The organism is Mesorhizobium sp. B2-4-12 (genome assembly GCF_006441575.1).
In the GTDB taxonomy this organism is placed as follows: Bacteria; Pseudomonadota; Alphaproteobacteria; order Rhizobiales; family Rhizobiaceae; genus Mesorhizobium.
Window position 1 is genome coordinate 1 of record NZ_VFVC01000037.1, and the last position, 24930, is coordinate 24930.

Sequence of the window (24930 nt, forward strand, 5' to 3'; positions counted from 1 at the left end):
GGGGGCGCCAGCGCAGGAGCTTCTCCCTTCTCCCCGTCACTATACGGGGAGAAGGTGCCGGCAGGCGGATGAGGGGCAGCGCCAATGTCGGCGATTGGTCCTGCTCGCAGGACATCACCTCGCCAGCCTGCCCATTATGGCGCCCCTACTTCGTCTCGTTCAGCCTCTCGGCCTTGTCGAGATTGTCCTTGCCGATGACGATCGGCGTCAGCAGCACCAGTTTCTCCTTCGGCTCGGTCTTGCTCTTGGCGTAGGCGACCGCGATCTGCACGGCGGTGCGCGACTGCTGGCCGGGGAACTGCTCGACCGTGCCGGCGAGCTTGCCGTCGCGCACGGCCACCAGCGCTTCCGGCAGCGCGTCGAAGCCGTAGATCTTGACGTCGGTGAAATTGCGCGCGGCACAGGCTTCGAGCGCGCCGAGCGCCATGTCGTCATTGGCGCAGATGATGGCGTCCGGCTTGCCGTTGGCGGCAAGGCCGGCTTCCGTCACCGACAGCGCCTCGGCGCGGGCGAAGTTGGCGGTCTGCTCGAAGATGATCTGGTACTTGTCCTTCACGGGATCGAGCACATTGTGCACGCCCTTGTTGCGGTCGATCGCCGGGCCCGCGCCCGGCTGGCCCTGCAGGTGGAACAGCTTGGCGCCATTGGGGAATGCCGCCACCACGGCCTGCGCTTCCGCCTCGCCGCCCTTGACGTTGTCGGCGCCGACATGGGCAAGGATGCCCTGGACGCCATCGACGCGGCGGTCGATCGTCACCACGGGAACACCGGCCTTCACCGCTTCCTCGATGGCCGGCGCCAGAGCGTTGACGTCGAGCGGCGAAATGACGATGGCATTGACCTTCTGCACCAGCGCCGCCTCGATATCGGCGGTCTGCTTGGTGGCCGAATTCTGGCCGTCGCTCTCGGTCAGGTTGACCCCTTGAGCCTGCGCCTCGGCCTTGATCTCGTTCAGCATGTGCACGAAGAACGGAAAGCCGAGATTGGGCACCGAGCCCAATATGGTCAGCTTGTCCTCGGCGAACGCCGAACGTGCGGCCAGCACCAAGGCGCCCGCGGCCACGGACGTCATCAGGAATTCACGTCTGTTCATGGGTGATCCTCCTCCACAAGAACGCACGGCCCCGGAAACCGGGACCGGTTTCAGGAAGGATCATGCGTCGGTTCAAAGTGTTGGAGCATCCTCCTTGCGCCCGGTGGCGCATGCCGCTCCAGCCGACCGCCGCTTAAAATTCCTCCGATCGGCGTCAGCAAGAGGATGCTAACCCAGGGTCAACCATCTGTGCAACATCGATATAACAGTGCCCGATCGTGAATTATCGGAATTGTCTGAATTTTGGATTGTGGGGTATCCTTCGGCGGTTCGAGCCGGAAAGCGGGAGTGCCGTTTTCACGCCCTTGTTGAAATCCTGCCTTTCAATGTGTATAAATACACATGACTAGTGCCGAGATTATCCGCCTGCTGCAAGCTGATGGTTGGTTCGAGGTTGCCCGAAAAGGTAGTCATGCGCAGTTCAAACACCGCGACAAGCAAGGGCGGGTCACCGTTCCTCACCCCAAGCGCGATATCCCGACAGGCACTCTGCGCAGCATCGAAAAGCAGGCAGGACTGAAACTGAGGTGACGGACATGAAGCAGTATATCGGACTAATCCATAGGGATGCCGGCAGCGACTTCGGCGTGTCTTTCCCTGACTTCCCGGGCGTGATTACCGCGGGCAAGAATCTGGATGAAGCGCGGCTGATGGCTGAAGAGGCCCTCGCCCTCCATATCGAAGGCTTGATCGAGGATGGCGATGCAATTCCGGAGCCTTCCAGTTTGGAAGCTGTGATGGCGGACGCCGTTAATCGTGACGGTGTTGCAATCCTCGTCGCGGCCAAGACCGAGGCGAGGAAGACCGTGCGTATCAACGTGACGTTGCCGGACGACGTTCTCCAACGGATTGATGCCTTTGCCGAAGCCCATGGCTATACCCGGTCCGGGTTTCTCGCGAAGGCTGCCGAGAAAGTGATGGAGCTTGAGGCGGCTTGAGGTGGTCACTCAAGACGACGAGGCGCAATGCCGACGGGACGCACGACAACAGGACCTGAATTTTCAAAAGCCCATGAGTTGGAGAACTGCATGAAACCGCACATCATCTGCCATATGCTCGCATCGCTTGATGGCAGTCTCCATCCGAGCCGCTACACCACAAGCACGGACGGAACCCGGGCCGAATGGTCAGGCGTCTATGAACAGGTCCACGGGGATCTCGAAGGCGACGCCTGGATCGTCGGCCGTGTCACCATGGCCGAGATGAGCAAGGCCGACGCGCACCCGCCGGCGCATGCCGGCAAAGTCAAGCGGCCGCATCATTTCGCCCGACGCGACGTGGGCCGCTTCGCCGTGGCGTTCGATGCCTCGGGCAAGCTCCACTTTTCCAAGTCGGACATCGGCGGCGACCATGTCGTGGTGCTGCTTGGCCACGGCGTCGCCGACAGCCATCTGGCCGAGCTTGCCGGCGACGGCGTGTCCTATATCGTCTCGGAGACGACGGACATCGATCTCGCCGCCATGACCGACGTGCTCGGGCGTGAATTCGGCATCCGCCGGCTGTTGCTCGAAGGCGGCGCCGGCATCAACGGCTCCTTCTTCGCGGCGGGCCTCGTCGATGAACTCAGCCTTCTCGTTGCCCCCGCGCTCGATGCGCGGGTGGCAAACCAGGGTTTTGTCGAGTTCGGCGGGAGCGGCCTCGCCGGCAAGGTCCAGTTGTCCCTCACCGACTGCAAAGCCCTCGCGCACGGTCTCGTCCATTTGCGCTACGCCGTCACCTCCGGCTGAAGCGGATTTATAAGAGCGTCAGTATCGCATCGCGTCGAGATCGGCGATCAGCGTCGGCCCGGTCGGATGCCAGCCGAGCCGTGCCTGGGTCAGCGCGCTGGAGGCCGGCAGGTCCATGGGGGCAAACATCGCCATCCAGCCGAAATGCTCCGCCGCCTGTTCAGGCGCGATCGAAAAGACCGGCACGTTGAGGCCCCGGCCAAGCGCCTCGGCGATGGCGCGCACCTCGACGCCTTCCTCGCCGACGGCGTGATAGCGGGCGCCGGCCTGCCGCTTTTCCACGGCGAGCCGGAAAAGGCGCGCCGCGTCGAGAACATGGCCCGCGGAGAAGCGGTTGCGGCCTTCGCCGACATAGGCCGAGACGCCTTTCTGGCGTGCGATCTCGATCAGCGGCGTGATCAACCCCTGCTTGACCGTATCGTGGACCTGCGGCAGGCGCACCACGGACACGTTGATGCCGGCCTCCAGCAAGGCGTTGCCGGCGAGTTCCGAGGCGATGCGCGGATTGCCGTGGCTGGGATTGAAGACGTCCTCGACCGCCAGTTCGCCATGTCCGGGACTGCCCATACCGACGCCGGATGTGATCACCAGCGGCCGGTCGGAGCCGGCGAATGCCGCGCCAAGGGCTGCGATGACGCGCCTGTCCTTTTCGCAATTCTCGACAAATCGCGAAAAATCATGGTCGAACGCCGTGTGGATCACCGCTTCCGCCTTCGCCGCGCCGTCGCGCAGGCCGTCGGGATCCTCGAGGGTTCCGCGATGGACCTCCGCGCCTGCCGCGACGAGCGCCTCGGCGCCGGCGTCGGAGCGGGTCACGCCAATCACCTGATGGCCCGCCTGGATGAGTTCGGGAACAAGCGCCGAACCTATGAAGCCGGTCGCGCCGGTGAGAAAGATACGCATGCAAAATCTCCTGCACAGTTGCAGGCGCAGTATCCCCGATCTATTATTCCATTAAAGTAGTGACCTTATCATGGTATAGTTGCTAACAGGCTCGGTCATGCCCATCCATTCCGCCGGTTCGCTCGCAGCCTTCCTGAAAGACCGCCGCACCCGGCTCGATCCGGCATCGTTCGGCTTCTCCGGGCGCAGGCGCACGCCGGGGCTGCGCCGCGAAGAGGTCGCGCAGCGCGCCAACATAAGCCCGACCTGGTATACATGGCTGGAACAGGGCCGCGGCGGCGCGCCCTCGGCCGATGTGCTGAACCGCATCGCCAAGGGGTTGATGCTGACCGAGGCGGAACGCGAACATCTTTTCATGCTCGGGCTGGGGCGCCCGCCGGAGGTCCGTTACATCGGGGCCGACGGCGTCAGCCCTCGCCTCCAGCGCCTGCTCGACACGCTCGATGCCAGCCCCGCTCTCGTCAAGACCGCCACCTGGGATGTCGTTGCCTGGAACCGCGCCGCCGAAGTGGTGCTGACCGACTACGGCGCCCTGCCCGCCGGCCAGCGCAACATCCTGCGCTTCATGTTCCGCAGTCCCACTATCCGCGCCAAGCAGCACGATTGGGAAAACCTCGCCCGTTTCGTGGTGGGCGCGTTCCGGGCCGACGCGGCACGCGCCGGCGCGGTGTCCGAGGTCACCCAGTTGGTCGACGAACTCTGCAGCGTCAGCCCCGAATTCGCCGCCCTGTGGCGGGAAAACGACGTGCTCAGCCACGGCGACGGGACAAAGCGCCTGAAGCACCCGGAACTCGGCGACATCGAATTGGAATACTCGGCTTTCGCGGTCGACGGCCGGCCGGACCTGAGCATGATCGTCTACAACCCGCTGGACGGTGCGGTCGCCGACCGTATCCGCGACCTCGCCCGGCGGCCGAAGCCGCAGAAGCCTGACGATCACCCGGCGCCATGACGCCCGGCTGATTGAACGTCGAAGCGCCACGCAAGGGGACAGGAGACCGCATGAACGAGCAGCGTGTCCACCGGATTTTCGAGGTCAGCCTGCTGCTGAAGGGCGCACATGCGCTGGTCGAATGCGTCGGCGGCCTGCTGCTCGCTTTTGTCAGCACCAGCACGATCGTGTCGCTGGTGAACAGGCTGACACAGGAAGAGCTGACCGAGGACCCGAACGATTTCATCGCCAGCCATCTGATGCACGCGGCGAGCCATTTCTCCGTCGGCACGCAGCATTTCTACGCGTTCTACCTGCTCAGCCACGGCCTCATCAAGCTTGCCCTGGTAGTGGGCCTGCTGAGAGGCAAGCTATGGGCCTATCCGGCCTCGCTTGTCGCCTTGCTGTTGTTCATCGTCTACCAGCTCTACCGCTTCAGCTATACCCATTCGGCGGGGCTGATCGTGCTCACCCTGTTCGATCTCATCGTCATCTGGCTGATCTGGCATGAGTACCGCCTCGTTCGGCGGCACAAGGTGGCAAGCCGATAGAGGCGCCCGCCGGTCATCCGACCACGATCGGCCGTCCGCATCGATAGTGGGGCAATACATCTTGTGCGAATTCGTGCTTCTCTGCGTATTACCTGGCGATAGCCACTACAGCCACCGGCCGCGCGCGGCCCTTGCAAGAAGCGAGCGCTGGTTTGAGGATTTTGAATGCGACCAGACAATGGGCCAAAGCCATCAGGCGTGATGTCGTCGCCCTCTGGCTTGCCGCCCGCGACCCACGGGTACCCTGGCATGCCAAGGCGGTTGCCGGTGCGGTCGCAGCCTACGCGCTGAGCCCCATTGACCTGATCCCCGACTTCATTCCGATCATCGGCTATCTGGACGACCTCATCATTGTGCCGCTGGGGATCATGCTGGCGGTCAAGCTGGTGCCGGTTGATCTGATGCGGGAATTCCGGGATGAAGCGACCCGACGCGCCAAGCCGGTAAGCAAGGCCGGCCTGATATTCATGATCGCGGTCTGGATAGTCGCGGCAGCGGCGTTGCTCTGGCTATTCTGGCCGACTCACCCGGCTTAGATTCAAACTGACCCGTTACCTCCGGTCATTGCGATGGCTCCGGCGCCAGGACCAGCCTGATCTCCTCGGCCGCCTGCGCGGCGTGGCGGCGCACGGTGGCAAGGTCGAGCACGCTGTAGGTGGTCGCCACATAGGGTACGGTGAGTGCCGCGACCGAGTGGCCGAACGGCCCGATGACCGGAAAGGCAAGATCGATGACGCCCGGCTGCAGCCCGTCAGCCATCTCTTCATGGCCGGCGGCTCGGATGCGGGCGAGCGCCTTCAGAACATCGGCCTTTTCATCAACCGTACCAGCGGCTTGCAGCCATTGATTGACTCTGTCCCGCGGCTGGAACGCCATCGGCGTGCGTCCGGTCGCGGTGGTGAACAGCGGAAACTCGGCGCCGACGCGGACGCGAAAACCGAACGCCGCCGGGCTTTCCACCTGCGCCAGGATCAGCACCCTTCCGGCATTGTGGACGCCGAGATTGCAGGATTGCTGGATTGCGTCGGACAGCCGCCGCATCGAAGGCAGCGCCGCCTGGACGAGGCCGCGCAGCGGCTCGTGCCGGTGCGCCAGCTCGAACATGCGCGGCGACAGGAAATAGGGCCCGGCCGGGCGGTCGCGGAAGATATAGCCGCGCCGCTCCAGCGCCTGCAGCACGCGGTATATCTGGTGGATCGAGCGGCCGATCGCCTCGGAAATCTGGCCCTGGTTTAGGCCGTCCTTCTGGTCGGCCAGGAGTTCGATGATGTCGAACGCCTTTTCCAGGGCCGGCACCGAGTAATCCGGCGCTTCCGTGGTCTTGCCAGCCATGCCCCGCAATCCTTCCCGGACCAAAGCAATTCCAGGAAAAGTGTGAAAAAGAATGGGCGGAACGGGCCGCTCGCCACCTGAAGGTTGAGCTAAAGCGCGCTGACCTGACATATGACAAGCTGGCGGAACGGCTCAAAGAACACGGCTTTAATGAGACAAAGGCAAGCATCCCAACAAGCTTGCCCGCGCAACCGTTTCCGCGCATTTCTTTCTCGCGGCCCTTGCGGCCACTGGCAGTGAAGGTGTCAAACTAGAAGATATCTAGTTTCTTCAGGTCGGGGGATCGCTGGGGATGCAGAAGCCTACACCGCTGAGAATAATTGCTGTGCTTGCCGTTGTGAGCACGCTGCTGCTTTTGGCGACCTGGCAGTCAGGTCTTACGGGCCAGATATGCGAAAAAGCAGCAAATCAGCAGAATGAAGACTGCACTTCCTATAACCTTCTCTTTTTCGTCCTCATTAAGCTCAGAGAAATTGTTGACCACAACGATGGGTTTATTACCGCCCTCGCCACGTTGGCCATCGCAGCTTTCACCGCCACACTCTGGAAATCGACCCACGACTTGGGAGTGGCCGGCGAAGAGCAGATGCGCTTGATTGAGGCGAACGCCAAGCAGCAATCCATCGATATGCAGGCTTCCATCAAGGTTACGGAAGATACCGCCAAAAAAGAACTCCGCGCCTACGTTACGGTCGAGCCAGACGGCATCAATCAATTGATCGGCAGGATGGCTGTGATCGGCCAAGTGCGGTTGCGCAACGTTGGTCGGTTGCCAGCCCGCAAAGTGACGCTAATAGTCAAAATGAAAAGGTCCGCTCAACCCGAGGAAGACCCGTCCTGCCGAACGAGGGAGTTCGACGCGTCGGAAGACCGTAGCACCTACTCGGATAGGGTTGTTAACCCCGGAGGAGACATGTTGCAGGGGAGTGAGGACACCCTTCCGATAAGCGATCTCGCCGTTGAGCACTACAACGTCTATGTCTTTGGAATCGCCAAGTACGACAACGGTTATGGCGATCCCTGTTTTACTAGGTTTTGCCACCGATATTCGACGGACGGGAGGCTCAAAGGCCTCGAATTGAAAGAACCGCCGCCAGTTACCAGAAGTGTCATTGGACGCGAAAAGGCCCGCTATCACAACTACGGCAACAGCGCCGAGCTTCCAGATAAGGCGGAAGGTAATACATGATAGACGGCAGGGTAATCGCGATGGCATTTTCCTTGACGCTATGTGGCGTCGCGCAACCCGATCCATGGTGGCTTGAATCATCTCAGCCAACCCATCCACCAATTCAGCAACAAGCCGCCGCCGAAGACGCTACTAAAAACCGCGAAAATGAAGGTGGCGAAACCCTTTGGCAGCGGACGATAAGCGACCCGATCGCGCTCTATACCTTTGTCTTGACTGCCTTCACGGGGATTCTGGGCGTTTTCTTCTCTGGTGGGAAACTAGAAAAGGCGGCGAAATAAACCGGCGCTTGGCTATCGCCGCCGAATTGAGCGCCAAGGCGGCGATTGGGGTCGAACTGCCGATTTTTGCCATAAATGTGGAAGGTTTCGGTTACGGGTCTTCCCTCAATGCTGATGGGACAAGAAACCCATGGTGCACCAATAACCGCCTCATGTTGTTCAACCTCGGAAGGACACAAGCCTTCCCGTTGGAATTGGCTTGCGGATGGGCAGCGGGTGCCGATCTTCCCATGCCGCCAATCTATGCGTTCAGGAAAGAATTTCTTGCCGGGACTATAATTAAGCCCGACAGGAAGGTACCGGCGGTAGTGCACATCAGCGAATGTGCATTCGAGCATCCGTCTGTCACGAGAGAAATAATTTTGGCAGAAGAGGCAAAGCTCTGGTTCTACTGCTCTTTGGTTTACCTTGATTTCATGCAGACCCGACATGAAGCCCGGTTTTGTTGGCGGCGTGATGAAATCACTGGCGGCAGATTCCTCCCCGACCCAACTCCCGCATACAATCAAAAGACCTGATGCAATGCCGGCAAGCCGGCAGAGCTTTTGCCAAGTCCTATTTGAAAGAACGCTCATGCCGGCACCCCGCCAGCATGTGGGCTTAGCCCGTTCCGGCTCCTGTGGCGTTTGCGCCATAATACCGGAAATAAAGTTCAGACGAGCCGCTTGCCGGCGTCACCATCCTCTTTGGTGAACGGGCCGATGTCCGGATTGGAAGGAATCGAGCACCGCCAATCCAATCCGCATCCGAGGATGCCAATGCCGAAATGCGGCATCAGCAGGATCACCGACGGATCAAGCGCCACCGCACGAAATGCATGCGAAGCTGACATTTGAAGGAACATAAATCACGCAAGAAGCTTAGTAGCCATGAGCATGCGTGGCGTTCAACTGTTCACCAAAGCGGCCAGGCGGGATCGCCTATCCGAAGGTCCCGCGAAGAGCGAAGACATCGCCAAAAGAATTTTGAGCACGGCAGAAAAAGTTTCAAATCAAAATACCGGAGCCTCGGCGGTCGAAAATGACTTAACGCGCAACGACATCGGGGACTCTCAGGGGGATCACAAAAAAATCCACCCAATCGTGGCAGTCTTCGACAGCGATTTTTTCCCCGTCCTGCTGCTCCTTGCCATTTATACCCTCGCTGTATTCGCCGCGACGTTCGCCGTGTTTCTTTGGTGGGTGGGCATACTATGGGCGTGATCGAGCACACAATCCGGAGTCTTGGAACAGGCGCCCACCTCGCACTGGGCGGGGAGATTTCGTATCATTCCCTGTGTTCGAACACTGCCCCGTAGTGATACGGCGGTAGATCAACCATTCGCAAAAGCTGGAAACCATTGGCCTCCAAAACCGCCACCACAGCTTCGGGTGACATGCGCATCTCTGTCCCGGGGCCGCGCGGCTTGCCAAGCACGGTCGTCTGCTGTCGCGGCCGCTGATGCCAATTGACGAGCGCAAACAGACCGCGCGGCTTGAGCACACGGGCCACGACTTTGATAAGGGCCGGCTGATCGGACACGCCGTGGAAGGTATTGGCCATCAGCACAAAATCGATTTTTTCAGGCAAAAGTTCCGCAACTTCGCCGGCATCCGCAACAATCCATTTCAGGACCGAAACGCCGCGCTGCTTCACTTCGGCCTTGGCCGCCACGATCATTTCCGGGTCGAGGTCGAGCGCATAGACGCGCCCACCGACGATTTTCGCAAGCGGAGCGGTGAAATAGCCATCGCCGCAGCACAGATCCAGTGCCGTCATGCCGGGCTCGATACCTAACGACAGCAAAAGACCCGACGGCTCTGGCCAAAGCACCTCCCACCAATCTCGGTCAGGCATGGAGGTGGCGGGAAACATTCCAGTCATCGGGCGGAAGCTTTTGAATTGTGCTGCGGAGCAGTGTCGACCGGCAAGCCGCCAAAGGCAATGCCGCCATTGCCGATGGCATCGACTGGCGCAAGTTCCGAGACCGGCCGAAATAGGGACTCAGACAACCCGCTTGCCGCCGGCGTCAACGACGATCTCGCCGTCCTCCTTGGTGAACGGGCCGATGTCGGGGTTGGGCAGGAAATCGAGCACCGCCTCGGACGGCCGGGCCAGGACGACGCCGAGCGGGCTGACCACGATCGGCCGGTTGATCAGGATTGGGTGCGCCAGCATGAAATCGAGGATCTCGTCGTCGCTCCACTTGGGATCGCCGAGGCCGAGTTCGGCATAGGGCGTGCCCTTCTCGCGCAACAACTCGCGTGGCGTCATCGCCATCGCCTCGATCAGTTCGATAAGCCTGTCGCGCGACGGCGGCGTCTTCAGATACTCGATCACCTGCGGCTCCTCGCCGGACTGGCGGATGATCGCCAGCGTATTGCGCGAGGTTCCGCAGTCGGGGTTGTGATAGATCGTGATTGTCATGGCGCGGCTTTCATCGGGATAGGGGTCCTGGGGTCGGCCAGCAGCCAGCCTGCCAGCGACAGCGCAAGCAGCGCACCTGCCAATTCCGCGGCTATGAAGGCCGGGACATCGGATGGCCGGATTCCGGCAAACGTGCTCGAGAAGGCGCGGGCGATGGCCACCGCCGGATTGGCGAACGAGGTCGAGGCCGTGAACCAGTAGGCAGCGGTGATGTAGAGCCCGACCAGCCAGGGGATGGCGTTGTCCCGAAAGCGTAGACCGGCAAGGACGGTGAAGACCAGGCCGAAGGTCGCGACCAGTTCGGCCAGCCACTGCCCATGTCCGCTTCGCACCGTTGCCGAAATCTCCAGCAATGGCAGTTCGAACATGGCATGCGCCACCAGTGTGCCGACGAGGCCGCCGAGGACCTGCACGGCGACGTAAGCCAGCGCCGCGAACCAGTCGATTTCGCGCCGCAGCGCAAACACCAGCGTGACCGCCGGGTTGAAATGGGCGCCGGAGACCGGCCCCAGCGTTGCGATAAGCACCACCAGCATGGCGCCGCTTGGCATCGTGTTGCCAAGCAGCGAAAGCGCGGCGTCACCGGTCAGCCGACTGGCCATGATGCCCGAGCCGACCACCGTGGCAACCAGCATGGCGGTGCCCAGCGCCTCGGCCGCGAGACGGCGTCGAAGGTCGGTCATGGCTCCCACCTCAACATTTGCAGGTCACGGCCTGGATGATCGGCTGGCAAAGCTCCGGCTGGCCGTTGCAGCAATCCTCCATCAGATAGGCCAGGAGGTCGCGAAACCCGGTCATGTCGGCGGTGTAGCGAATGCTGCGCCCCTCGCGTTCGGCATGCACCAGCCCGGCTTGACCGAGGACCTTCAAATGCGCCGACATGGTGTTCTGCACCGCGCCCAGCCGCGTGGCGATCTCGCCTGCCGGCGTCCCCTCGGGCCCGGCGCGAACCAACAGCCGGAACACCTCCAGCCTAGTTTCCTGGCCGAGCGCGGCGAGCGCCAGCAATGCCGCTGTCTTGTCCATCAATCCATTTATCCAGATTTATGGATTAATCGCAGCGGACCATGACAAGCCTGTGACAGCCTCACGGCTTGCGCGCGGAACCGGTCGAGCGTGGCTCGCTGAGATGCGGGCGCCAGCCATGCACGCGGTCCCGTCCCGCGGCCTTGGCCCCGTACAGCGCCTCGTCGGCGCGCCTGATGAGATCGGCGATCTCGATCACCGCGCCGCCCTCGAAGGTACCGACGCCGATGCTGACGGTGACGATGCCCTTTTCGCTGCCGGCATGGGCGAGCGCGAGGTCGCGCACCTTGCTCCTGAGGCTTTCGGCAATGACGAAGGCGCCTCTCGCGTCGGTTTCAGGCAGGATGAGCGCGAACTCCTCGCCGCCATAGCGGGCTGCCGCGTCGACCGGCCGGCGGGCCGTCGCCTCGATGCAGCGGCTGACGGCGCGCAGGCATTCGTCACCCGCCGGATGGCCGTAATGATCGTTGAACCGCTTGAACCAGTCGACGTCGATGATGAGCAGGCTGAGCGGTTTCATGTTGCGCCGGCAGCGGGCGAACTCGCGCGACAGCGCGTCGTTGAAGGCCCGCCGCGTCAAGAGTTCGGTCAGCCCGTCGCGATGCGCCAGCAGATTCAGCTTCTCGTTGGCCTTCAGCAATTCAGCCTCGACTTGCTTGGCCTCGGTGATGTCGGAAAACACGCTGAGGCTTCCGCCGTCCCCGGTCGGCCGGGTCCGCACATCCAGCCAGCGCCCGTCGGCGAGCCGCACCTGGCGGTGGCTGGCAAGCATCTGCGAGGCCATCACGTCGGCGATCCAGTCCTCGACCGCCTCCGGCGGCGTGATCCCTTCGCCGCGCGCCGCCGAGGCGCGCAAGATATCGCGGTAGTCGGCACCAGGCACCCTGATGTCGGCCGTCTTCGGAAACATGGCGCGGTACCGGGCGTTGCACAGCACCAGCATGCCGTCGGGGTCGAACATCACCAGGCCATCGGCCATGTGCGTCAGCGCGTCTCCGAGCCTCGCCTGGCTTTCCGCCAGCTCGGTCTCCAGCTGCTTGCGTATGGTGATGTCACGGTTGTGCGTGATCAGCCCGACGACCGCCCCGGTCTTGTCGCGAAACGGCGCCTTCAGGGTCGCCAGCCAGCCGTCGGTCCCGTCCGCGTGGTGCAGGCGCTGTTCGATGGTGGAGGAGACGCCGGACGCCAGGACGGCAAGCTCGTCCTCGCGGAATTCCTGCGCCGTTTCGCGCGGATAGAAGTCGAAATCCGTCTTGCCGATCAGCGCCCTGGCATCAGGCGCATGCATCAGCTCGGCCGTTGCCGGATTGGCGATGATGAACCGCCCGTCGAGGTCCTTGACGTTGAGGCAGTCGGGCAAGGTCTCCACCACGGCCTTGAAGATGCGCCTGGACTGCAACGCTTCGAGACGACGCCGCTCCTGGTGAAGCGCAAGCCCCGACATCGCCACGGAGACGAAGATGAGCAGGGTGGAAGGCAGCGCCACCTCCGGCAGAACGGTCTGCAGGACGGCTCGCGGCAGGACGGAGAGGCCAAGCAGCGATCCGGCCGCGGCCGCCGCGCCAAGGATCATGATATCGGCCATGGCGGGCGGGCGCCCCCTGAGGGCAAGGTTGCCGGCAATGCCGATCAGCATGGTGGCCGCGATCCCGACCGCGCCGGCAAAGGCACCGATGCCGCCCTCGAAAGTCCGGAAGGCGCCGGCCATGATCCCGGCGACGATGCCGGCGACAGGACCGCCGAAGAAGCCGGCAAGCCCGATCATCGTCGTCCTGAGGTCGACCAGGACACCCGGCTGCAACTGCATGGGGGTCAGCATCAGGATGATGGCACCGGCGCCCATCAGCAGGCCGAAGGCCACCGCCTTCGCCATGGCCGGCCTGCGGTCCAGCCACACATGCGTGTGGATCCAGACCGAAACGAACATCGCAACGACCGCGAGATTGGCCAGCAATTCGGACCAGGGCGAACCCATCGCGCGCCTTTCCTCTTACCGGGCTTTCGCCGTATCGCCTCCTCGATAGACCCTCAATGACAACAAAGTGTTACATCGGGTATTTGACCTCCGGCGGAAGAGACAAGCATGCGGCGGCATGTCCGTTGCACTCACCCCCACCGCATCGTGCCGACGAAATCGATGAAGGCACGCAGGGGCGCCGGGATGAGGCGGCGGCCGGGATAGTAGAGGAACGGGCCTGAAAACTCCTGCCACCAGGGCTCCAGCACCGGTTCCAGCCTGCCGTCGTCGAAATAGGGACGCAGCCAGTCCTCGAACAGCGAGACGATGCCGCCGCCGGCGACCGCCACCTCGAGCGCGAGCGTCATCGCGGTGCCGGTGCTGACCAGCAGCGGGCCGGTCGGGTCGACGCTCACCACCTCGCCGTCGCGCTCGAACTCCCAGGGCGGCGTCACGCCACTGGCGAAGCGGCCGCGCAGGCAGGCGTGATCGAGCAGGTCGCGCGGATGGCCGGGCCGGCCGTGCCGGTCGAGATAGGCTGGCGCGGCGGCGGTGGCGAAACGCTGCCGGCGCGGGCCGATCGGCACGGCAATCATGTCCTGCTCCAGCCGCTCGTCATAGCGGATGCCGGCATCGCAGCCGCTCGCCAGTATGTCGACGAAACTGTCCTCGGCGGTCACTTCCAGCCGAATGTCGGGATAGGCGGCGAGGAAGGGCGGCAACAGGCGCGGCAGTACCAGTTTCGCGGCGACGACCGGCACGTTGAGCCGCAGCGTGCCGGCCGCACGGCCGCGAAAGCCGTTGACCACGTCGAGCGCCGCCTCGACCTCGCCGAGTGCCGGGCCGAGCCGTTCGAGCAGCCGCGCGCCGGCCTCGGTGGGCGCGACGCTGCGCGTGGTGCGGTTGAGGAGCCGCACGCCGAGCCCGCTCTCCAGCCGCCGCACCGTCTCGCTGAGGCTGGAGGCACTGACGCCGCTCACCCGGGCCGCTTCGCGAAAGCCGCCGGCGCGCGCCACCGCCATGAACGCCTGGAGGTCACCGAGATCCGCCGCCATTGTTCGCTCTTCCGCACAGGGTGTACCGATTGCACCATATTATCGTGCAGATGCTCGAAGTCTATATTGGGCCGATCCAAAAGGAGATGAGACCATGACCGACATCAGCAAGGCCGGAACTTACAAACTCGGCGACCGCACCGTGAAGCGACTGGGCTACGGCGCCATGCAACTGGCCGGACCCGGCGTGTTCGGCCCGCCGAAGGACCGCGACGCGGCGATCGCCGTGCTGCGCGAGGCTATCGCCAGCGGCGTCGACCACATCGACACCAGCGATTTCTACGGCCCGCACGTCACCAACCAGATCATCCGCGAGGCGCTGCACCCCTACCCCGCCAACCTCACCATCGTCACCAAGGTCGGCGCCCGGCGCGACGACAAGGGCGCGTGGCTTCCGGCCTTCGCGCCGGACGAGCTCAGGCAGGCGGTGCACGATAACATGCGTAATCTCGGCCTCGATGTGATCGAGGTCGTCAACTTCCGCCGCCATGACGGCCTGCATGAACCATCCGAAGGTTCGATAGCGAAGGAAGTGACGGTTCTGGCTGAACTGCAGCGGCAGGGCCTGGTCAAGCATATCGGGCTGAGCAACGTCACCCTCGCCCAGGTCGAGGAGGCGCGCCGCATCGTCCCGGTCGTCTGCGTGCAGAACCTCTACAACATCGCGCACCGCAATGACGACGCGCTGATCGATGCTCTTGGTGCCGACGGCATCGCCTATGTGCCGTTCTTCCCGCTCGGCGGTTTCACGCCGCTGCAGTCGGACACGCTGGCCAATGTCGCCCGCAAACTCGGCGCAACTCCAATGCAGGTGGCGCTCGCCTGGCTCTTGCGCCGCGCGCCCAACATCCTGCTCATCCCCGGCACCTCCTCGGTCGGCCATCTCGGGGAAAACCTGGCGGCCGCGGACCTCGACCTGCCGGCCGACGCGCTTGCTGTGCTGAACGGCATCGCGAACGAGAAGGCAGCCGCCTGAGGCAACGCGACCCGCCTTCTCCCTTGCCGGGAGAAGGCGACGCCATGTCTTGCACACGCCTCGCCGCTCATGCCATCAGTCGGCCCACCAACACCGGCGATCGGCATGCCACGACCAGGAACACCAAACAGCGGCGGGCGACCCGCCCCGCCAGGCGTCAGCCTGAACCGCGCGCTCTCAAAGCTCGGCCTGTGCTCGCGCACGCAGGCGCAGGTGCTGATTGCCGAGGGCCGCGTGCGTGTCGACGGCAAGGTGGTGCGCGATCCCGAGCAGCGCGTGGACATGAACCACGACAAGATCAGCGTCGACGGCGAAGAGGTCGTCGCCGAGCGCAAGGTCTACCTGATGCTCAACAAGCCGCGCGGACTGGTCACCACCCGCGACGACCCGCAGCAGCGCGGCACCGTCTATGCCTGCCTCGAAGGGCTCGACCTGCCCTTCGTCTCGCCGGTCGGCCGCCTCGACAAGGCGAGCGAGGGCCTGCTCCTGATGACCAACGACACCCGCTTCGCCAACCGGCTGATGGACCCGGCTTCGCATCTGCCCAAGACCTATCATGTGCAGGTCGGCATGGTGCCGAACGAGGCGATGCTGGACGCGCTGCGCGTAGGGGTGACCGTCGATGGCGAGACCCTGACGGCGAGCTCGATCGCGCTTTTGCGCAGCGGCGGCCGCACCGCCTGGCTGGAAATCGTGCTCGACGAAGGCAAAACCCGACACATCCGCCGCCTGCTTTCAGCGCACGGCATCGAGGTCAAGCGCCTCATCCGCATCGCCATCGGCCGGCTGCCGCTGGGCGACCTCGCCAAGGGCACCGCGCGGCATTTGACGCAGGAGGAATTGGTGCTGGTGGGTGGTGAACAAGCCTCCCCCGCCAGGCTGGAATTGCGTTAAAACAAGGGAATGGAGCGATTCGGCGTTTCCATGAAACAATGAACCGCTCCTGACCAAATCAGGCCTTGTTGGTGATCCACATGGTGGGCGCGCCGACCACGCCGGCGCTCGCCATCGCTTCTTTCAATTTTGGATTTTCGATGAAGGCGCGCGCGTCGGCGGCACTGGCGAAGTCATGGGTCACGGTGACGTCGTTGGGATTGTCCGCCGCCTGGTAGACGCTCTCAGCCTTTACGCCGCTGGCCTTCTGAACCGGGGCGAACGCGTCATAGACCTTGCGCCATGCCTTGTAATCGGACACGGCATGTCTCACGAACAGTGTCGTCATCATCCATTCCTTCCAGGCTGTTGTTGACGTTGCGCCCAAGCGATCGGCGATGGGCCTTCCAGTCTATTGCCCCAATCCTGGCTTTGGCAAACAGGCGAATGAATGACAGCCGGGCCGTCTCCTGACGGAAAGCTGTCAGGAGGCCTGGCCTATAGGTCGATCGGGAAGCCGGTCGCGGCTTCAGCGATCAAGGAGCCAAAGCGATGAATTTCGTCTCTGTCCGCATCATCACCTCGGATGTTCAGCGCCTCGTGCGCTTCTACGGCGAGATCACCGGCATGCCGGTGACGGTGTACACCGAAGACTTCGCCGAACTGGCGACGCCGGCCTGCACGCTGGCGATCGGCAGCACGCGCACCTTGATGCTGTTCGGCGGCGACATCGCCCGCCCCGCCGACAACCACACCGCCATCATCGAATTCCGCGTCGCCGACGTCGATGCCGAGTTCGCCCGCCTGTCGGACGTCATCAAGGCCACGACCGTGCAGGAGCCGACCACCATGCCCTGGGGCAACCGCTCGTTGCTGTTTCGCGATCCCGACGGCAATCTGGTGAATTTCTTCACGCCCGTGACCGCCGAGGCGATCCGGAAGTTCGACAAATAGAGCGCCCTACTTCAGGTTCCACTTGCGCACGACCGGCTCGCCGAGGTCGTGCTCGTAGCCGAGCACGCTGATGCTGGCCGTGTCGAGCACGAACAGCGCTCCGCCTTCGGGCGGCAGGCCGAGCCAGCGGGCGGCGAGCACGCGCAGGAAATGCGCGCTGGAAAAGATCAGTATGTCGGCATTGGCCTTGCGCAGGCGGTCGACGATCCTGTCGGCACGGGCGCCGACATCGGCCGCCGTCTCGCCCTGCGGGCAACCGTCGCGAAAGACGTTCCAGCCGGGCCGCTCGGCCAGGATATCCTTGGTCGTGCGCCCTTCATAGGCGCCGTAATCCCACTCCTGCAGATCGTCCATCTTGACGCTCCGCTCCCCAAAGCCGGCAAGCACGCTGGTGTTGTAGGCGCGCTGCGAGGGGCTCGACCATACGGCCGAAAACGTCAGGCCTTTCAGCCGCTCCGCCACGCCCCGCGCGGCCGCCTCGCCGGCCGGCGTCAGCGGCATGTCGGTGCGGCCGGTGTGCTGCCCCGAAAGGCTCCACGCCGTCTCGCCATGCCGGACCACGTGGATTTGGGGTAGTGCGCTGCTCATCCGCTCGGCCTTTCGTTGTGTCGGGCCAAGCTGTAGCGGTCCGCACGGCACGGGGAAAGTCCCGGCAGCAACGACACCCGCTTCAGCGCCGCTTCGCCGCCCGCTCGTGCGGCTTCGGTCGAGGCGGCATCTGCCGAATCTCCGCCCGTGGGCCCGCCGCCAGCGCCGGCCCGGCGGCGGGCACGACGATTTCGGGATCGGCCTTGCGGCGCCAGAACCACCTGAGACGGCTGAACCGGCTGAGATAGATGTAGATGACGGGCGTGGTGTAGAGCGTCAGGAACTGCGACAGCAGCAAGCCGCCGACAATGGCGATGCCCAGCGGCCGGCGAAGTTCGGAGCCGGCGCCGCTGCCCAGCGCCAGTGGCAGGCCGCCAAGCAGCGCCGCCATCGTCGTCATCATGATCGGCCGGAAGCGCAGCACGCAGGCCTCGTAGATGGCATCTTCCGCCGACAGGTTCCGCCGTCGCTCGCCCTCGAGCGCGAAGTCGATCATCATGATCGCGTTCTTCTTGACGATGCCGACGAGCAGGATGACCCCGATCAGGGCGATCAGCGAAAAATCATAGCCGAGCGCCATCAGCGCCAGGAAGGCGCCAACGCCCGCCGACGGCAGCGTCGACAGGATGGTGAGCGGGTGCACGAAGCTCTCATAGAGAATACCGAGCACGATATAGACGGCGATGATCGCCGCCAGGATCAGATAGGGCTGGTTGGCCAGCGACGACTGGAACACCTTGGCCGAGCCCTGGTAGCGCGTCGTCAGCGTCGGCGGCAGGATCATCGATCGTTCGAGCTTCTGGATGGCTGAAATGGCGTCGCCGAGCGAATGGCCGGCCGCCAGGTTGAATGACAGCGTCACCGCCGGGAACTGATCCTGGTGGTTGATCGTCAGCGGCGACACCGACGTCTCGTAATGCGCCAGCGCCGACAACGGCACCATCTGCCCGCTGGTGCTGGAGCGCACGAACAGGCGCGCCAGCGCCGACGCATCCTCCTGGAAGCGCGGCTGCAGCTCCATCACCACATGGTGCTGGTCGAGCTGGGTGAAGATCGTCGCCACCTGGCGCTGGCCGAAAGCGTCATACAGCGTGTCGTCCACGGCCTGCGGGGTGATGCCGAGCTGGCCGATCAGATCGCGGTCGATCTTGAGCGTCATCCTGGGCGCGCTCGCCTGCAAATCCCCTGTCACGTCCTGCAACTCGGGCAGGGTCTGCAGCTTGGACAGCATGATCGGCGCCCATTTGAACAGCTCGTTCACATCGGGATCCTGCAGCGTGTACTGGTACTGCGTCTTGCTGACCCGTGCGCCGATCTGCACGTCCTGCCGGGCTTGGCCGAACAGGGCGATGCCTTCCACCTTGGCCGCCGCCTTGCGCAGACGGTTGATCACCTGCGTCGCCGTCGCATGACGTTCGCTCAGCGGCTTGAGGTCAATCATCAGCCGGCCGCTGTTCACGGTCGGGTTGGCGCCGACCCAGTAATAGACGGTCTGCACATCGGGATCGGCGGTCACCACCTTGGCCAGTTCGTGCTGGCGCCGCACCATGGCGTCGTAGGAGATGTCCTGGGCTGCCTCGGAAGAACCGGAAATGGTGCCATTGTCCTGCTGCGGGAAGAAACCCTTCGGGATGATTTGGTAGAGATAGAAGGTGGCGCCGAGCGTCGCCGCCATGAACAGCAACATCACCGGCTTGTGGCGCAGCACCCAGCGCAAGCCGACCTCATAGACGTACAGCATGCCATTGAAGGCTGCTTCAAGGGCCCGCGACGCGATGTTCTCGCGGGCATCGCGGTCGATCGGTTTCAAGAGCCGGCCGCACATCATCGGCGTCAGCGTCAGCGAAATCAGGCCCGACATCATGATGGCGATGCTGACGGCGACCGCGAATTCGCGGAACAGCCGGCCGATCAGCCCACCCATCAGAAGCAGCGGGATGAAGACGGCGACCAGCGACAGCGTCATCGAGATGATGGTGAAGCCGATTTCGCGCGATCCGCCCAGCGCCGCCTGTAGCGGCGCTTCGCCATTCTCGATGTGGCGGATGATGTTCTCCACCATGACGATGGCGTCGTCGATGATGAAGCCGACCGCAATGGTCAGCGCCATCAGCGAGACGTTGTCGATCGTGTAGCCGAGCAGATACATCGCCGCGCAGGTGCACAGCAGCGACACAGGAATGGTGATGCTGGGAATGAGCGTGGCGCGCACATGCCGCAGGAACAGGAAGATGACCAGCACGACGAGGCCGATGCTGATCGCCATGGTGAACTGCACCTCGGAGACCGAAGCCCGGATTGTCTGGGTGCGGTCGCCCAGGATCTGCATCTTGACCGAGGGCGGCAGCGTGCGCTGAAGCTCCGGCAGCACGTTCTTGATCAGTTGCACCGTCTGGTTGATGTTGAAGCCGGGCTGCTTGTGGACGTCGATGATGACGGCGCGCTGGCTGCCGAGCCACGCCGCCTGCCTGATATCCTCGACGCCGTCTATGGCCGTGCCGATATCGCTGACCCGGACCGGTGCGCCGTTGCGATAGGCGACGATCACCGAGTTGAAGGCCGCCGCGGTGGACAGCTGGTCGGTGGCGGCCAGCGTCAGCGACTGCCGAGGCCCATCCAGGGTGCCCTTGGGCGCGTTGACGCTGGCTGTCGCTATCGCCGACCGGATGTCCTCCAGGCTGAGCCCGAGCGCGGCCGCCGCCGACGGGTTGACCTGGATGCGCACCGCCGATTTCTGCTCGCCATGGAAGTCGACGAGGCCGACGCCGGTGACCCGCGACAGCTGCAGCGCCAGGTAGTTCTCGACATAGTCGTCGACCTTGTCGATCGGCAGATCGGCGGAGGTGACGGCGATCGACATCAGCTGGGCGTCGGCCGGATTGGCCTTCTCATAGGTCGGCGGGCTGGGGAGGTCCTTCGGCAGATCGCCGCTGGCCGCGCTGATCGCGGTCTGCACATCCTGCGCGGCGCCGTCGAGGGTGCGGTCGAGGTCGAATTCGACCTGGATCGAGGTACGGCCGAGCGAACTGCTCGAACTGATGGACGTCACGCCCGAAATCAGCCCGAGCTGCCGCTCCAGCGGTGCCGCGACCGTCGTCGCCATCGTCTCGGCGCTGGAGCCCGGCAGGTGGGCAGATATCTGCAGCGTCGGGATGTCGACCTGCGGCACGCCGGCGATCGGCAGCAGGAAATAGGCGACGAGACCCACCAGCGTCACCCCGATGGCCAGCAGCGTGGTGGCGATCGGCCGGATGACGAAGGGCGCGGATATGTTCATGGAGCTAGTTCGCCGCCTGGGCCGGGCCGGTGACGTCGACCACATCTCCCTCCTGGATGCGGTATTGGCCGTCAGTGACGACGGTATCGCCGGGCTGGACGTCCTTCCCGACAACTGCCAGCTCGGCATTCGAATACGCTACCGTCACAGGCCGTTTGACGATGTGCCTGTCCTTGCCGACGACGAAAACATACGTCCCCTCGGGACCGCGCACAATCGCCGTCACCGGGACGGTGACCACCCCGCGCCGCAGATCCGCCTGGACGCGGACATTGACGAATTGTCCCGGCCACAGCCGGTCGTCGGCATTGTCGAAGACGGCGCGTATCCTGATCGTCGCGGTGGCGCCGTTGATCTGGTTGTCGACAACGCTCAGCCGGCCGGAGGCCAGTTGCTGGCCGCCATTGTCCTGCGCGACCACGGCGGCGTTGCCTGCCTTCATCACGGCCTGGATGCGCGGAAGGGCGTCGGACGGAAGCGAGAAATCCACCGCGATCGGGTGGATCTGGCTGATGCGGACGATGCCGCCCGTATCGCTGGCACGGACGATGTTGCCAGCGTCGACCATGTGGATGCCAACCCGTCCATCCAGCGGCGAGCGTATTTGGGTGAAGCCGAGCTGGATCTGCGCGATGTCGATGGCGGCCTGGTCGACCTTGTCGGTCGCCTCGAGCTGCGCCACGGTCGCCTTTGCCGTGTCCAGCACCTGTGTGGAGCCGACGCCCTTGGTGGTCAGGGTCTGCGCCCGGGCGAGGTCGAGCCTGGCATTGGCCAGCGACACGTCGTCCCGCGTCTTGGTGGCCTGCGCCTGCCCGAGCGCCGCCTGCAGGGGCTCCGGGTCGATCTCGGCAAGCAGGTCGCCGGCATGCACATCCTGACCATCGGTGAAGTCGAGCTTGACCAGCTGGCCGTCGATCCGGCTGGTCACGGTCACCGTGCGCAGCGGCGCGACGGAGCCTAGTCCAAGGAGGAACACCGGAACATCGGTCCGGCGCGCCACATCGGCGACAACGGGAATGGCGGCGCCCGCCGCCAGGGCGGAAACCACTGCCGGCCCGCTTCCCATACTCAGGATCAGAAAGCCTAAGGCAATGGCCCCAAGGGTTCGGAAGGCCTTGCGGCGGTCGGCGGTCATGCTCGGTCTCGTCGGTCCGGTTGGATGTCCACGATGGACATGCGGCGAGTTCCCTGGCAACCCACAGTCCCGTGACCGCCATCTTGCGGGGCCGACCTTACCGGCGTATCGCCGTCGCCTTACCGATCCGTAAGGTCGTGGAGTTGATGTCCACGCGCTTCGGGATGCCCTCGCCTGGCCCTGATCCGCATCGCGCTGGCCCTGTAAGGGCCTCAGCGGCGCGCCTATATCAGGATCAGTCCTTTTCGGGCTCCCGCCACCCCAGGGGCATCGGCCCTTGCACAACAGGTCAGATCATCATGTACAAACATCTGCTCATCGCCACCGACGGATCGGCACTGGCCGGCAAGGGCGTCGCCCACGGCCTCACGCTGGCCAAGGGCGTCGGCGCCACCGTCACCTTCGTCACCGTCTCGGAACAATTCCCGATCTTCGCCTGGGGCGGCGCCATGGCCGGCTATGCGGCGGGCGATGAATTGGCGGTCTTCCAGGAGGAAGCGCGCAAATACGGCAAGGAGGTTCTCGACAAGTGCAAGGCTTCAGCCGATGCGGCCGGCGTCTCCGCCGAGGTTGTCCATGTCGAGGATAAAAGGCCCGCCGAAGCGATCCTGGAACTGTCGCAGGCCCTGGGCTGCGACCTGATCGTCATGGCCTCGCATGGCCGCCGCGGACTGGGCAGGCTGCTTCTGGGCAGCCAGACGGCGGAAGTGCTCTCCTACACCGAGATCCCGGTGCTGGTGGTGCGCTGATCCGGAATGGCGGATGCCGATCGCGCCAGGGTGAGGACGGCTTCGCGACTTTCGCACGCGCCGGCCTCACGAACTGTATGATGCCCGAACCGCATCGTGGATGCGCCGAAAGCGCCCAAGACTCGCATAGTTCTTGTGCGCACCTTTGACGCGCCACGCCTCGGCCCATTGACCCGCGCCGCGAAAGAAGAAGCGCCCGACATAAAGGTCGGCGCCACACAGATGCCGGACGGTTTGCGCCGCTTTCGCCTCCAGTTCAATGAAGTCGCGGCCATCGGCGTGCAGGATGCGCGTCACCCCCTCGCCCGGCTCGAGCCGGTAGCGTCGGCTTGCAGGCATTTCCTGCGAGCCCACCCGCATGGTGCCGTGCTCGATGAAGGCGTCTTGCGTCACGATGACCTCGCCGGTGAACCGGTAGGTCGCGCCGGTCAGGTAATCGATCATTGTGCGGCTGACTTTCCAGTCGCCGACCAGACTGTCTCCCCGCTCGATCGGATCAGCCGGGATCGGCAACCATGCTTGTGCGGCGCCGTAGCCCATCATGTCACCGCCAGCACTTTGCCGGTATCGTGCTGGCGCACGAAATCCACGTGCCCGCCGTCCCAATGGTAGCTATAGTGCCGGCCCTGCACCGGCACGGTGATGACGTCGGGCCAGAAGATGCCGATGCATTGCCCGTCCGGCATGCGCACGCTGTTCCACACCAGCCCGTCGCTGCCCGCTGCCCGCAGCGCCCGCCCTTCCGCCTGCGAGACGGTGTAGTCGTCGGAGTCGAGCACGCCGGGCACCGCGTTGACGTCATCGAGGTCGCGGTCGACGCTGCCGACGAGCACGCGAAAGTCAGCCGTCCAGCCCGGATCCTCATTGGTGGCGCGCATGAAGTTCTGATGGTGGTGGATGGTCTCGGCCAGCGCCACATCCTCGCTGTCGCCGGCATAGTAGATGCCATAGCTGCCATCGGAAAACCGTCCGGGCCGCAGGGTGGAACAATGCACGAAGGGCGCCATGACGAAGCTGGCGCCGGGCCCGGAAACCCGCCTTGCCGCCGCCACCTTGCCGAGATCGCCGATCTCGAGCCTTATGCGCGGATTGGTCTTCTCCTCGACCGCGGCCAGCGCCTCCCAGTCGCGCGGGTCGGCAATGTCCTCGAAGAGGTCGATCGGCGGATGGATGGAGCGGATGATCCGAAAAGTCTGGGGCCAGTGGACGCGGCGCCGGACCGCGAGCCCACTCACCATGCACCACGCTCCGCGTCGAGCCATTCGCGCATCGCGGCAAGATCGGAGATTTCGCCGCGCAGCATCAGGTCGAGCGCCGACTGCCCGCCGAAAGTGGCGTTTGGCTTGCGGATCCAGGCATAGCCGCGCGCAGGCTCGGTGAAGAGATAGCGCAGGCCCTTGTGGATGCCCATCAGATGCGCCATGCGGGTGCGCAGGTCGCGGTCGATCCTGCCGATGCCGCCCTCCTTCCACCGCGCCCAGGTCCGCGCCGACATGCCGCCAAGCAGGATACAAGCTTCGAGGTCGGTCAAGTTCCACGCCTTGAACAGGTTGACCGTGGTGCGCGCCAAGGCGCCCGCCTCTTCATCCGAAATGGCGCTGCCGACCGTGGCCGGTGTGGTGACGATGGACTGAAGTTGCATTTTCCTGCTCCCGATTGGCAGATATATAGCATACATCTGCCAATTGGCAAGGAGTGGTCCCCAAAGCATCGGGAGCAACTCTTCGGAAATGATGGCAATTTTGGAAGCCGTCAATCACCCAAGGTTGGCGCCGCCCCTCATCTGCCTGCCGGCATCTTCTCCCCGTATAGCAACGGGGAGAAGGGCGCTAGGCCGGATGATTTCGCCAATCGCCAGCGTTGCAGGAAGAGGCGCCAGCGTCGCGGCAAGCCCCTTCTCCCCGTCACTATACGGGGAGGTGAGGCG

General features: G+C 63.9%; 32 protein-coding genes. 15 read left to right on the forward strand and 17 right to left on the reverse strand.

Annotated features, from left to right (window positions below):
- Positions 1-145: 145 nt before the first annotated feature.
- On the reverse strand, positions 146-1093 hold the full coding sequence (locus FJ934_RS20435) for a substrate-binding domain-containing protein (protein WP_140611754.1): 948 nt from the start codon (positions 1091-1093) through the stop codon (positions 146-148).
- Positions 1094-1435: 342 nt separating this feature from the next.
- Here FJ934_RS20435 and FJ934_RS20440 point away from each other — a divergent pair, with 342 nt between their 5' ends.
- From FJ934_RS20440 to FJ934_RS20450, 3 genes are all read left to right on the forward strand, one after another.
- Positions 1436-1624 (forward strand): type II toxin-antitoxin system HicA family toxin, encoded by a 189-nt coding sequence (locus FJ934_RS20440; protein WP_140611756.1) that lies wholly within the window; start codon positions 1436-1438, stop codon positions 1622-1624.
- A 5-nt stretch (positions 1625-1629) separates the two neighbouring features.
- Positions 1630-2031 carry a type II toxin-antitoxin system HicB family antitoxin gene (locus FJ934_RS20445; RefSeq protein WP_140611758.1) on the forward strand — a complete coding sequence of 134 codons (402 nt, stop codon included), beginning with the start codon at positions 1630-1632 and terminating at the stop codon, positions 2029-2031.
- A gap of 90 nt (positions 2032-2121) precedes the next feature.
- Complete coding sequence (locus tag FJ934_RS20450; protein ID WP_140611760.1) at positions 2122-2820, forward strand: RibD family protein; 699 nt, start codon at positions 2122-2124, stop codon at positions 2818-2820.
- Between the two features lie 18 nt (positions 2821-2838).
- Here the strand turns inward: FJ934_RS20450 and FJ934_RS20455 are convergent, their stop codons facing one another.
- On the reverse strand, positions 2839-3723 hold the full coding sequence (locus FJ934_RS20455) for an SDR family oxidoreductase (protein ID WP_140611762.1): 885 nt from the start codon (positions 3721-3723) through the stop codon (positions 2839-2841).
- 97 nt (positions 3724-3820) lie between these two features.
- Between FJ934_RS20455 and FJ934_RS20460 the strand changes: the two genes are divergently transcribed.
- The 3 genes from FJ934_RS20460 (at position 3821) to FJ934_RS20470 (ending at position 5741) form a co-directional block, all read left to right on the forward strand.
- Positions 3821-4675, forward strand: coding sequence for a helix-turn-helix transcriptional regulator (locus FJ934_RS20460; protein WP_140611764.1), 855 nt, complete (start codon positions 3821-3823; stop codon positions 4673-4675).
- Between the two features lie 50 nt (positions 4676-4725).
- Complete coding sequence (locus FJ934_RS20465) at positions 4726-5205, forward strand: DUF2127 domain-containing protein (protein WP_140611766.1); 480 nt, start codon at positions 4726-4728, stop codon at positions 5203-5205.
- 152 nt (positions 5206-5357) lie between these two features.
- Entirely contained in the window at positions 5358-5741 is a 384-nt protein-coding gene (locus FJ934_RS20470; protein WP_140611889.1) for a YkvA family protein, read from the forward strand.
- A 25-nt stretch (positions 5742-5766) separates the two neighbouring features.
- Here FJ934_RS20470 and FJ934_RS20475 read toward each other — a convergent pair whose 3' ends face one another.
- Positions 5767-6537 (reverse strand): IclR family transcriptional regulator, encoded by a 771-nt coding sequence (locus FJ934_RS20475; RefSeq protein ID WP_140611768.1) that lies wholly within the window; start codon positions 6535-6537, stop codon positions 5767-5769.
- A 104-nt stretch (positions 6538-6641) separates the two neighbouring features.
- Between FJ934_RS20475 and FJ934_RS28490 the strand changes: the two genes are divergently transcribed.
- Genes FJ934_RS28490 through FJ934_RS20495 form a run of 4 tightly spaced genes read left to right on the forward strand, consistent with a single transcriptional unit; the run spans position 6642 to position 8525 of the window.
- A complete protein-coding gene (locus FJ934_RS28490; protein ID WP_246671578.1) occupies positions 6642-6791 on the forward strand; it encodes a hypothetical protein in 150 nt (49 codons plus the stop codon).
- A 38-nt stretch (positions 6792-6829) separates the two neighbouring features.
- On the forward strand, positions 6830-7726 hold the full coding sequence (locus FJ934_RS20485) for a hypothetical protein (RefSeq protein WP_140611770.1): 897 nt from the start codon (positions 6830-6832) through the stop codon (positions 7724-7726).
- Positions 7723-8007, forward strand: a complete 285-nt coding sequence (locus FJ934_RS20490; RefSeq protein WP_140611772.1) for a hypothetical protein — start codon at positions 7723-7725, stop codon at positions 8005-8007. The genes FJ934_RS20485 and FJ934_RS20490 overlap by 4 nt, the downstream gene beginning before the upstream one ends.
- An 8-nt stretch (positions 8008-8015) precedes the next feature.
- Positions 8016-8525, forward strand: a complete 510-nt coding sequence (locus tag FJ934_RS20495) for a hypothetical protein (protein WP_140611774.1) — start codon at positions 8016-8018, stop codon at positions 8523-8525.
- 134 nt (positions 8526-8659) lie between these two features.
- On the opposite strand, the gene FJ934_RS28085 is transcribed toward FJ934_RS20495, so the two are convergent.
- The gene (locus FJ934_RS28085) at positions 8660-8812 is read right to left on the reverse strand and encodes a hypothetical protein (protein WP_181165700.1); all 153 of its coding nucleotides are present in this window, start codon (positions 8810-8812) and stop codon (positions 8660-8662) included.
- 64 nt (positions 8813-8876) lie between these two features.
- On the opposite strand from FJ934_RS28085, the gene FJ934_RS20500 reads away from it, so the two are divergent.
- The gene (locus FJ934_RS20500) at positions 8877-9209 is read left to right on the forward strand and encodes a hypothetical protein (RefSeq protein WP_140611776.1); all 333 of its coding nucleotides are present in this window, start codon (positions 8877-8879) and stop codon (positions 9207-9209) included.
- A gap of 64 nt (positions 9210-9273) precedes the next feature.
- Here the strand turns inward: FJ934_RS20500 and FJ934_RS20505 are convergent, their stop codons facing one another.
- The 6 genes from FJ934_RS20505 to FJ934_RS20530 form a co-directional block, all read right to left on the reverse strand.
- Complete coding sequence (locus FJ934_RS20505; protein WP_140611778.1) at positions 9274-9870, reverse strand: class I SAM-dependent methyltransferase; 597 nt, start codon at positions 9868-9870, stop codon at positions 9274-9276.
- Between the two features lie 120 nt (positions 9871-9990).
- The gene (gene arsC / locus FJ934_RS20510; RefSeq protein ID WP_140611780.1) at positions 9991-10413 is read right to left on the reverse strand and encodes an arsenate reductase (glutaredoxin); all 423 of its coding nucleotides are present in this window, start codon (positions 10411-10413) and stop codon (positions 9991-9993) included.
- A complete protein-coding gene (locus FJ934_RS20515) occupies positions 10410-11096 on the reverse strand; it encodes an MIP/aquaporin family protein (protein ID WP_140611782.1) in 687 nt (228 codons plus the stop codon). The genes arsC and FJ934_RS20515 overlap by 4 nt, the downstream gene beginning before the upstream one ends.
- 10 nt (positions 11097-11106) lie before the next feature.
- Positions 11107-11439 (reverse strand): helix-turn-helix transcriptional regulator, encoded by a 333-nt coding sequence (locus FJ934_RS20520; protein ID WP_140611784.1) that lies wholly within the window; start codon positions 11437-11439, stop codon positions 11107-11109.
- A 61-nt stretch (positions 11440-11500) separates the two neighbouring features.
- Complete coding sequence (locus FJ934_RS20525; RefSeq protein WP_140611786.1) at positions 11501-13414, reverse strand: diguanylate cyclase; 1914 nt, start codon at positions 13412-13414, stop codon at positions 11501-11503.
- 131 nt (positions 13415-13545) lie between these two features.
- Positions 13546-14451 (reverse strand): LysR family transcriptional regulator, encoded by a 906-nt coding sequence (locus FJ934_RS20530; protein ID WP_140611788.1) that lies wholly within the window; start codon positions 14449-14451, stop codon positions 13546-13548.
- A 94-nt stretch (positions 14452-14545) separates the two neighbouring features.
- On the opposite strand from FJ934_RS20530, the gene FJ934_RS20535 reads away from it, so the two are divergent.
- Both FJ934_RS20535 and FJ934_RS20540 read left to right on the forward strand, forming a co-directional pair.
- On the forward strand, positions 14546-15427 hold the full coding sequence (locus FJ934_RS20535) for an aldo/keto reductase family oxidoreductase (RefSeq protein WP_140611790.1): 882 nt from the start codon (positions 14546-14548) through the stop codon (positions 15425-15427).
- A 105-nt stretch (positions 15428-15532) separates the two neighbouring features.
- Positions 15533-16321, forward strand: coding sequence for a pseudouridine synthase (locus FJ934_RS20540; RefSeq protein WP_140611792.1), 789 nt, complete (start codon positions 15533-15535; stop codon positions 16319-16321).
- Between the two features lie 58 nt (positions 16322-16379).
- On the opposite strand, the gene FJ934_RS20545 is transcribed toward FJ934_RS20540, so the two are convergent.
- Positions 16380-16649 (reverse strand): cyclase, encoded by a 270-nt coding sequence (locus FJ934_RS20545; RefSeq protein ID WP_140611891.1) that lies wholly within the window; start codon positions 16647-16649, stop codon positions 16380-16382.
- Between the two features lie 203 nt (positions 16650-16852).
- Between FJ934_RS20545 and FJ934_RS20550 the strand changes: the two genes are divergently transcribed.
- On the forward strand, positions 16853-17254 hold the full coding sequence (locus FJ934_RS20550) for a VOC family protein (RefSeq protein WP_140611794.1): 402 nt from the start codon (positions 16853-16855) through the stop codon (positions 17252-17254).
- 6 nt (positions 17255-17260) lie between these two features.
- Here the strand turns inward: FJ934_RS20550 and FJ934_RS20555 are convergent, their stop codons facing one another.
- The 3 genes from FJ934_RS20555 to FJ934_RS20565 form a co-directional block, all read right to left on the reverse strand.
- Positions 17261-17842: a histidine phosphatase family protein gene (locus tag FJ934_RS20555; protein ID WP_140611796.1), complete on the reverse strand. Its 582-nt coding sequence runs from the start codon at positions 17840-17842 to the stop codon at positions 17261-17263.
- A gap of 82 nt (positions 17843-17924) precedes the next feature.
- Positions 17925-21119: an efflux RND transporter permease subunit gene (locus FJ934_RS20560; protein WP_140611798.1), complete on the reverse strand. Its 3195-nt coding sequence runs from the start codon at positions 21117-21119 to the stop codon at positions 17925-17927.
- 4 nt (positions 21120-21123) lie between these two features.
- Entirely contained in the window at positions 21124-22254 is a 1131-nt protein-coding gene (locus FJ934_RS20565) for an efflux RND transporter periplasmic adaptor subunit (protein ID WP_140611800.1), read from the reverse strand.
- Positions 22255-22553: 299 nt separating this feature from the next.
- Here FJ934_RS20565 and FJ934_RS20570 point away from each other — a divergent pair, with 299 nt between their 5' ends.
- Positions 22554-23003, forward strand: a complete 450-nt coding sequence (locus FJ934_RS20570) for a universal stress protein (protein ID WP_140611802.1) — start codon at positions 22554-22556, stop codon at positions 23001-23003.
- 66 nt (positions 23004-23069) lie between these two features.
- On the opposite strand, the gene FJ934_RS20575 is transcribed toward FJ934_RS20570, so the two are convergent.
- Genes FJ934_RS20575 through FJ934_RS20585 form a run of 3 tightly spaced genes read right to left on the reverse strand, consistent with a single transcriptional unit; the run spans position 23070 to position 24645 of the window.
- Positions 23070-23546, reverse strand: coding sequence for a DUF6314 family protein (locus FJ934_RS20575; protein ID WP_140611804.1), 477 nt, complete (start codon positions 23544-23546; stop codon positions 23070-23072).
- Positions 23543-24241: an RES family NAD+ phosphorylase gene (locus FJ934_RS20580; protein ID WP_140611806.1), complete on the reverse strand. Its 699-nt coding sequence runs from the start codon at positions 24239-24241 to the stop codon at positions 23543-23545. Before FJ934_RS20580 ends, FJ934_RS20575 begins: the two co-directional genes overlap by 4 nt.
- Positions 24235-24645: an MbcA/ParS/Xre antitoxin family protein gene (locus tag FJ934_RS20585; RefSeq protein ID WP_140611808.1), complete on the reverse strand. Its 411-nt coding sequence runs from the start codon at positions 24643-24645 to the stop codon at positions 24235-24237. The genes FJ934_RS20580 and FJ934_RS20585 overlap by 7 nt, the downstream gene beginning before the upstream one ends.
- Positions 24646-24930 lie beyond the last annotated feature (285 nt).

Excerpts from the sequence above, each read along its gene's own strand:
- FJ934_RS20435 (WP_140611754.1), bottom strand. The coding sequence starts at position 1,093 with ATGAACAGACGTGAATTCCTGATGACGTCCGTGGCCGCGGGCGCCTTG.
- FJ934_RS20440 (WP_140611756.1), top strand. The coding sequence starts at position 1,436 with ATGACTAGTGCCGAGATTATCCGCCTGCTGCAAGCTGATGGTTGGTTC.
- FJ934_RS20445 (WP_140611758.1), top strand. The coding sequence starts at position 1,630 with ATGAAGCAGTATATCGGACTAATCCATAGGGATGCCGGCAGCGACTTC.
- FJ934_RS20450 (WP_140611760.1), top strand. The coding sequence starts at position 2,122 with ATGAAACCGCACATCATCTGCCATATGCTCGCATCGCTTGATGGCAGT.
- FJ934_RS20455 (WP_140611762.1), bottom strand. The coding sequence starts at position 3,723 with ATGCGTATCTTTCTCACCGGCGCGACCGGCTTCATAGGTTCGGCGCTT.
- FJ934_RS20460 (WP_140611764.1), top strand. The coding sequence starts at position 3,821 with ATGCCCATCCATTCCGCCGGTTCGCTCGCAGCCTTCCTGAAAGACCGC.
- FJ934_RS20465 (WP_140611766.1), top strand. The coding sequence starts at position 4,726 with ATGAACGAGCAGCGTGTCCACCGGATTTTCGAGGTCAGCCTGCTGCTG.
- FJ934_RS20475 (WP_140611768.1), bottom strand. The coding sequence starts at position 6,537 with ATGGCTGGCAAGACCACGGAAGCGCCGGATTACTCGGTGCCGGCCCTG.
- FJ934_RS20485 (WP_140611770.1), top strand. The coding sequence starts at position 6,830 with ATGCAGAAGCCTACACCGCTGAGAATAATTGCTGTGCTTGCCGTTGTG.
- FJ934_RS20490 (WP_140611772.1), top strand. The coding sequence starts at position 7,723 with ATGATAGACGGCAGGGTAATCGCGATGGCATTTTCCTTGACGCTATGT.
- FJ934_RS20500 (WP_140611776.1), top strand. The coding sequence starts at position 8,877 with ATGAGCATGCGTGGCGTTCAACTGTTCACCAAAGCGGCCAGGCGGGAT.
- FJ934_RS20505 (WP_140611778.1), bottom strand. The coding sequence starts at position 9,870 with ATGACTGGAATGTTTCCCGCCACCTCCATGCCTGACCGAGATTGGTGG.
- arsC (WP_140611780.1), bottom strand. The coding sequence starts at position 10,413 with ATGACAATCACGATCTATCACAACCCCGACTGCGGAACCTCGCGCAAT.
- FJ934_RS20515 (WP_140611782.1), bottom strand. The coding sequence starts at position 11,096 with ATGACCGACCTTCGACGCCGTCTCGCGGCCGAGGCGCTGGGCACCGCC.
- FJ934_RS20520 (WP_140611784.1), bottom strand. The coding sequence starts at position 11,439 with ATGGACAAGACAGCGGCATTGCTGGCGCTCGCCGCGCTCGGCCAGGAA.
- FJ934_RS20525 (WP_140611786.1), bottom strand. The coding sequence starts at position 13,414 with ATGGGTTCGCCCTGGTCCGAATTGCTGGCCAATCTCGCGGTCGTTGCG.
- FJ934_RS20530 (WP_140611788.1), bottom strand. The coding sequence starts at position 14,451 with ATGGCGGCGGATCTCGGTGACCTCCAGGCGTTCATGGCGGTGGCGCGC.
- FJ934_RS20535 (WP_140611790.1), top strand. The coding sequence starts at position 14,546 with ATGACCGACATCAGCAAGGCCGGAACTTACAAACTCGGCGACCGCACC.
- FJ934_RS20540 (WP_140611792.1), top strand. The coding sequence starts at position 15,533 with ATGCCACGACCAGGAACACCAAACAGCGGCGGGCGACCCGCCCCGCCA.
- FJ934_RS20545 (WP_140611891.1), bottom strand. The coding sequence starts at position 16,649 with ATGACGACACTGTTCGTGAGACATGCCGTGTCCGATTACAAGGCATGG.
- FJ934_RS20550 (WP_140611794.1), top strand. The coding sequence starts at position 16,853 with ATGAATTTCGTCTCTGTCCGCATCATCACCTCGGATGTTCAGCGCCTC.
- FJ934_RS20555 (WP_140611796.1), bottom strand. The coding sequence starts at position 17,842 with ATGAGCAGCGCACTACCCCAAATCCACGTGGTCCGGCATGGCGAGACG.
- FJ934_RS20560 (WP_140611798.1), bottom strand. The coding sequence starts at position 21,119 with ATGAACATATCCGCGCCCTTCGTCATCCGGCCGATCGCCACCACGCTG.
- FJ934_RS20565 (WP_140611800.1), bottom strand. The coding sequence starts at position 22,254 with ATGACCGCCGACCGCCGCAAGGCCTTCCGAACCCTTGGGGCCATTGCC.
- FJ934_RS20570 (WP_140611802.1), top strand. The coding sequence starts at position 22,554 with ATGTACAAACATCTGCTCATCGCCACCGACGGATCGGCACTGGCCGGC.
- FJ934_RS20575 (WP_140611804.1), bottom strand. The coding sequence starts at position 23,546 with ATGATGGGCTACGGCGCCGCACAAGCATGGTTGCCGATCCCGGCTGAT.
- FJ934_RS20580 (WP_140611806.1), bottom strand. The coding sequence starts at position 24,241 with ATGGTGAGTGGGCTCGCGGTCCGGCGCCGCGTCCACTGGCCCCAGACT.
- FJ934_RS20585 (WP_140611808.1), bottom strand. The coding sequence starts at position 24,645 with ATGCAACTTCAGTCCATCGTCACCACACCGGCCACGGTCGGCAGCGCC.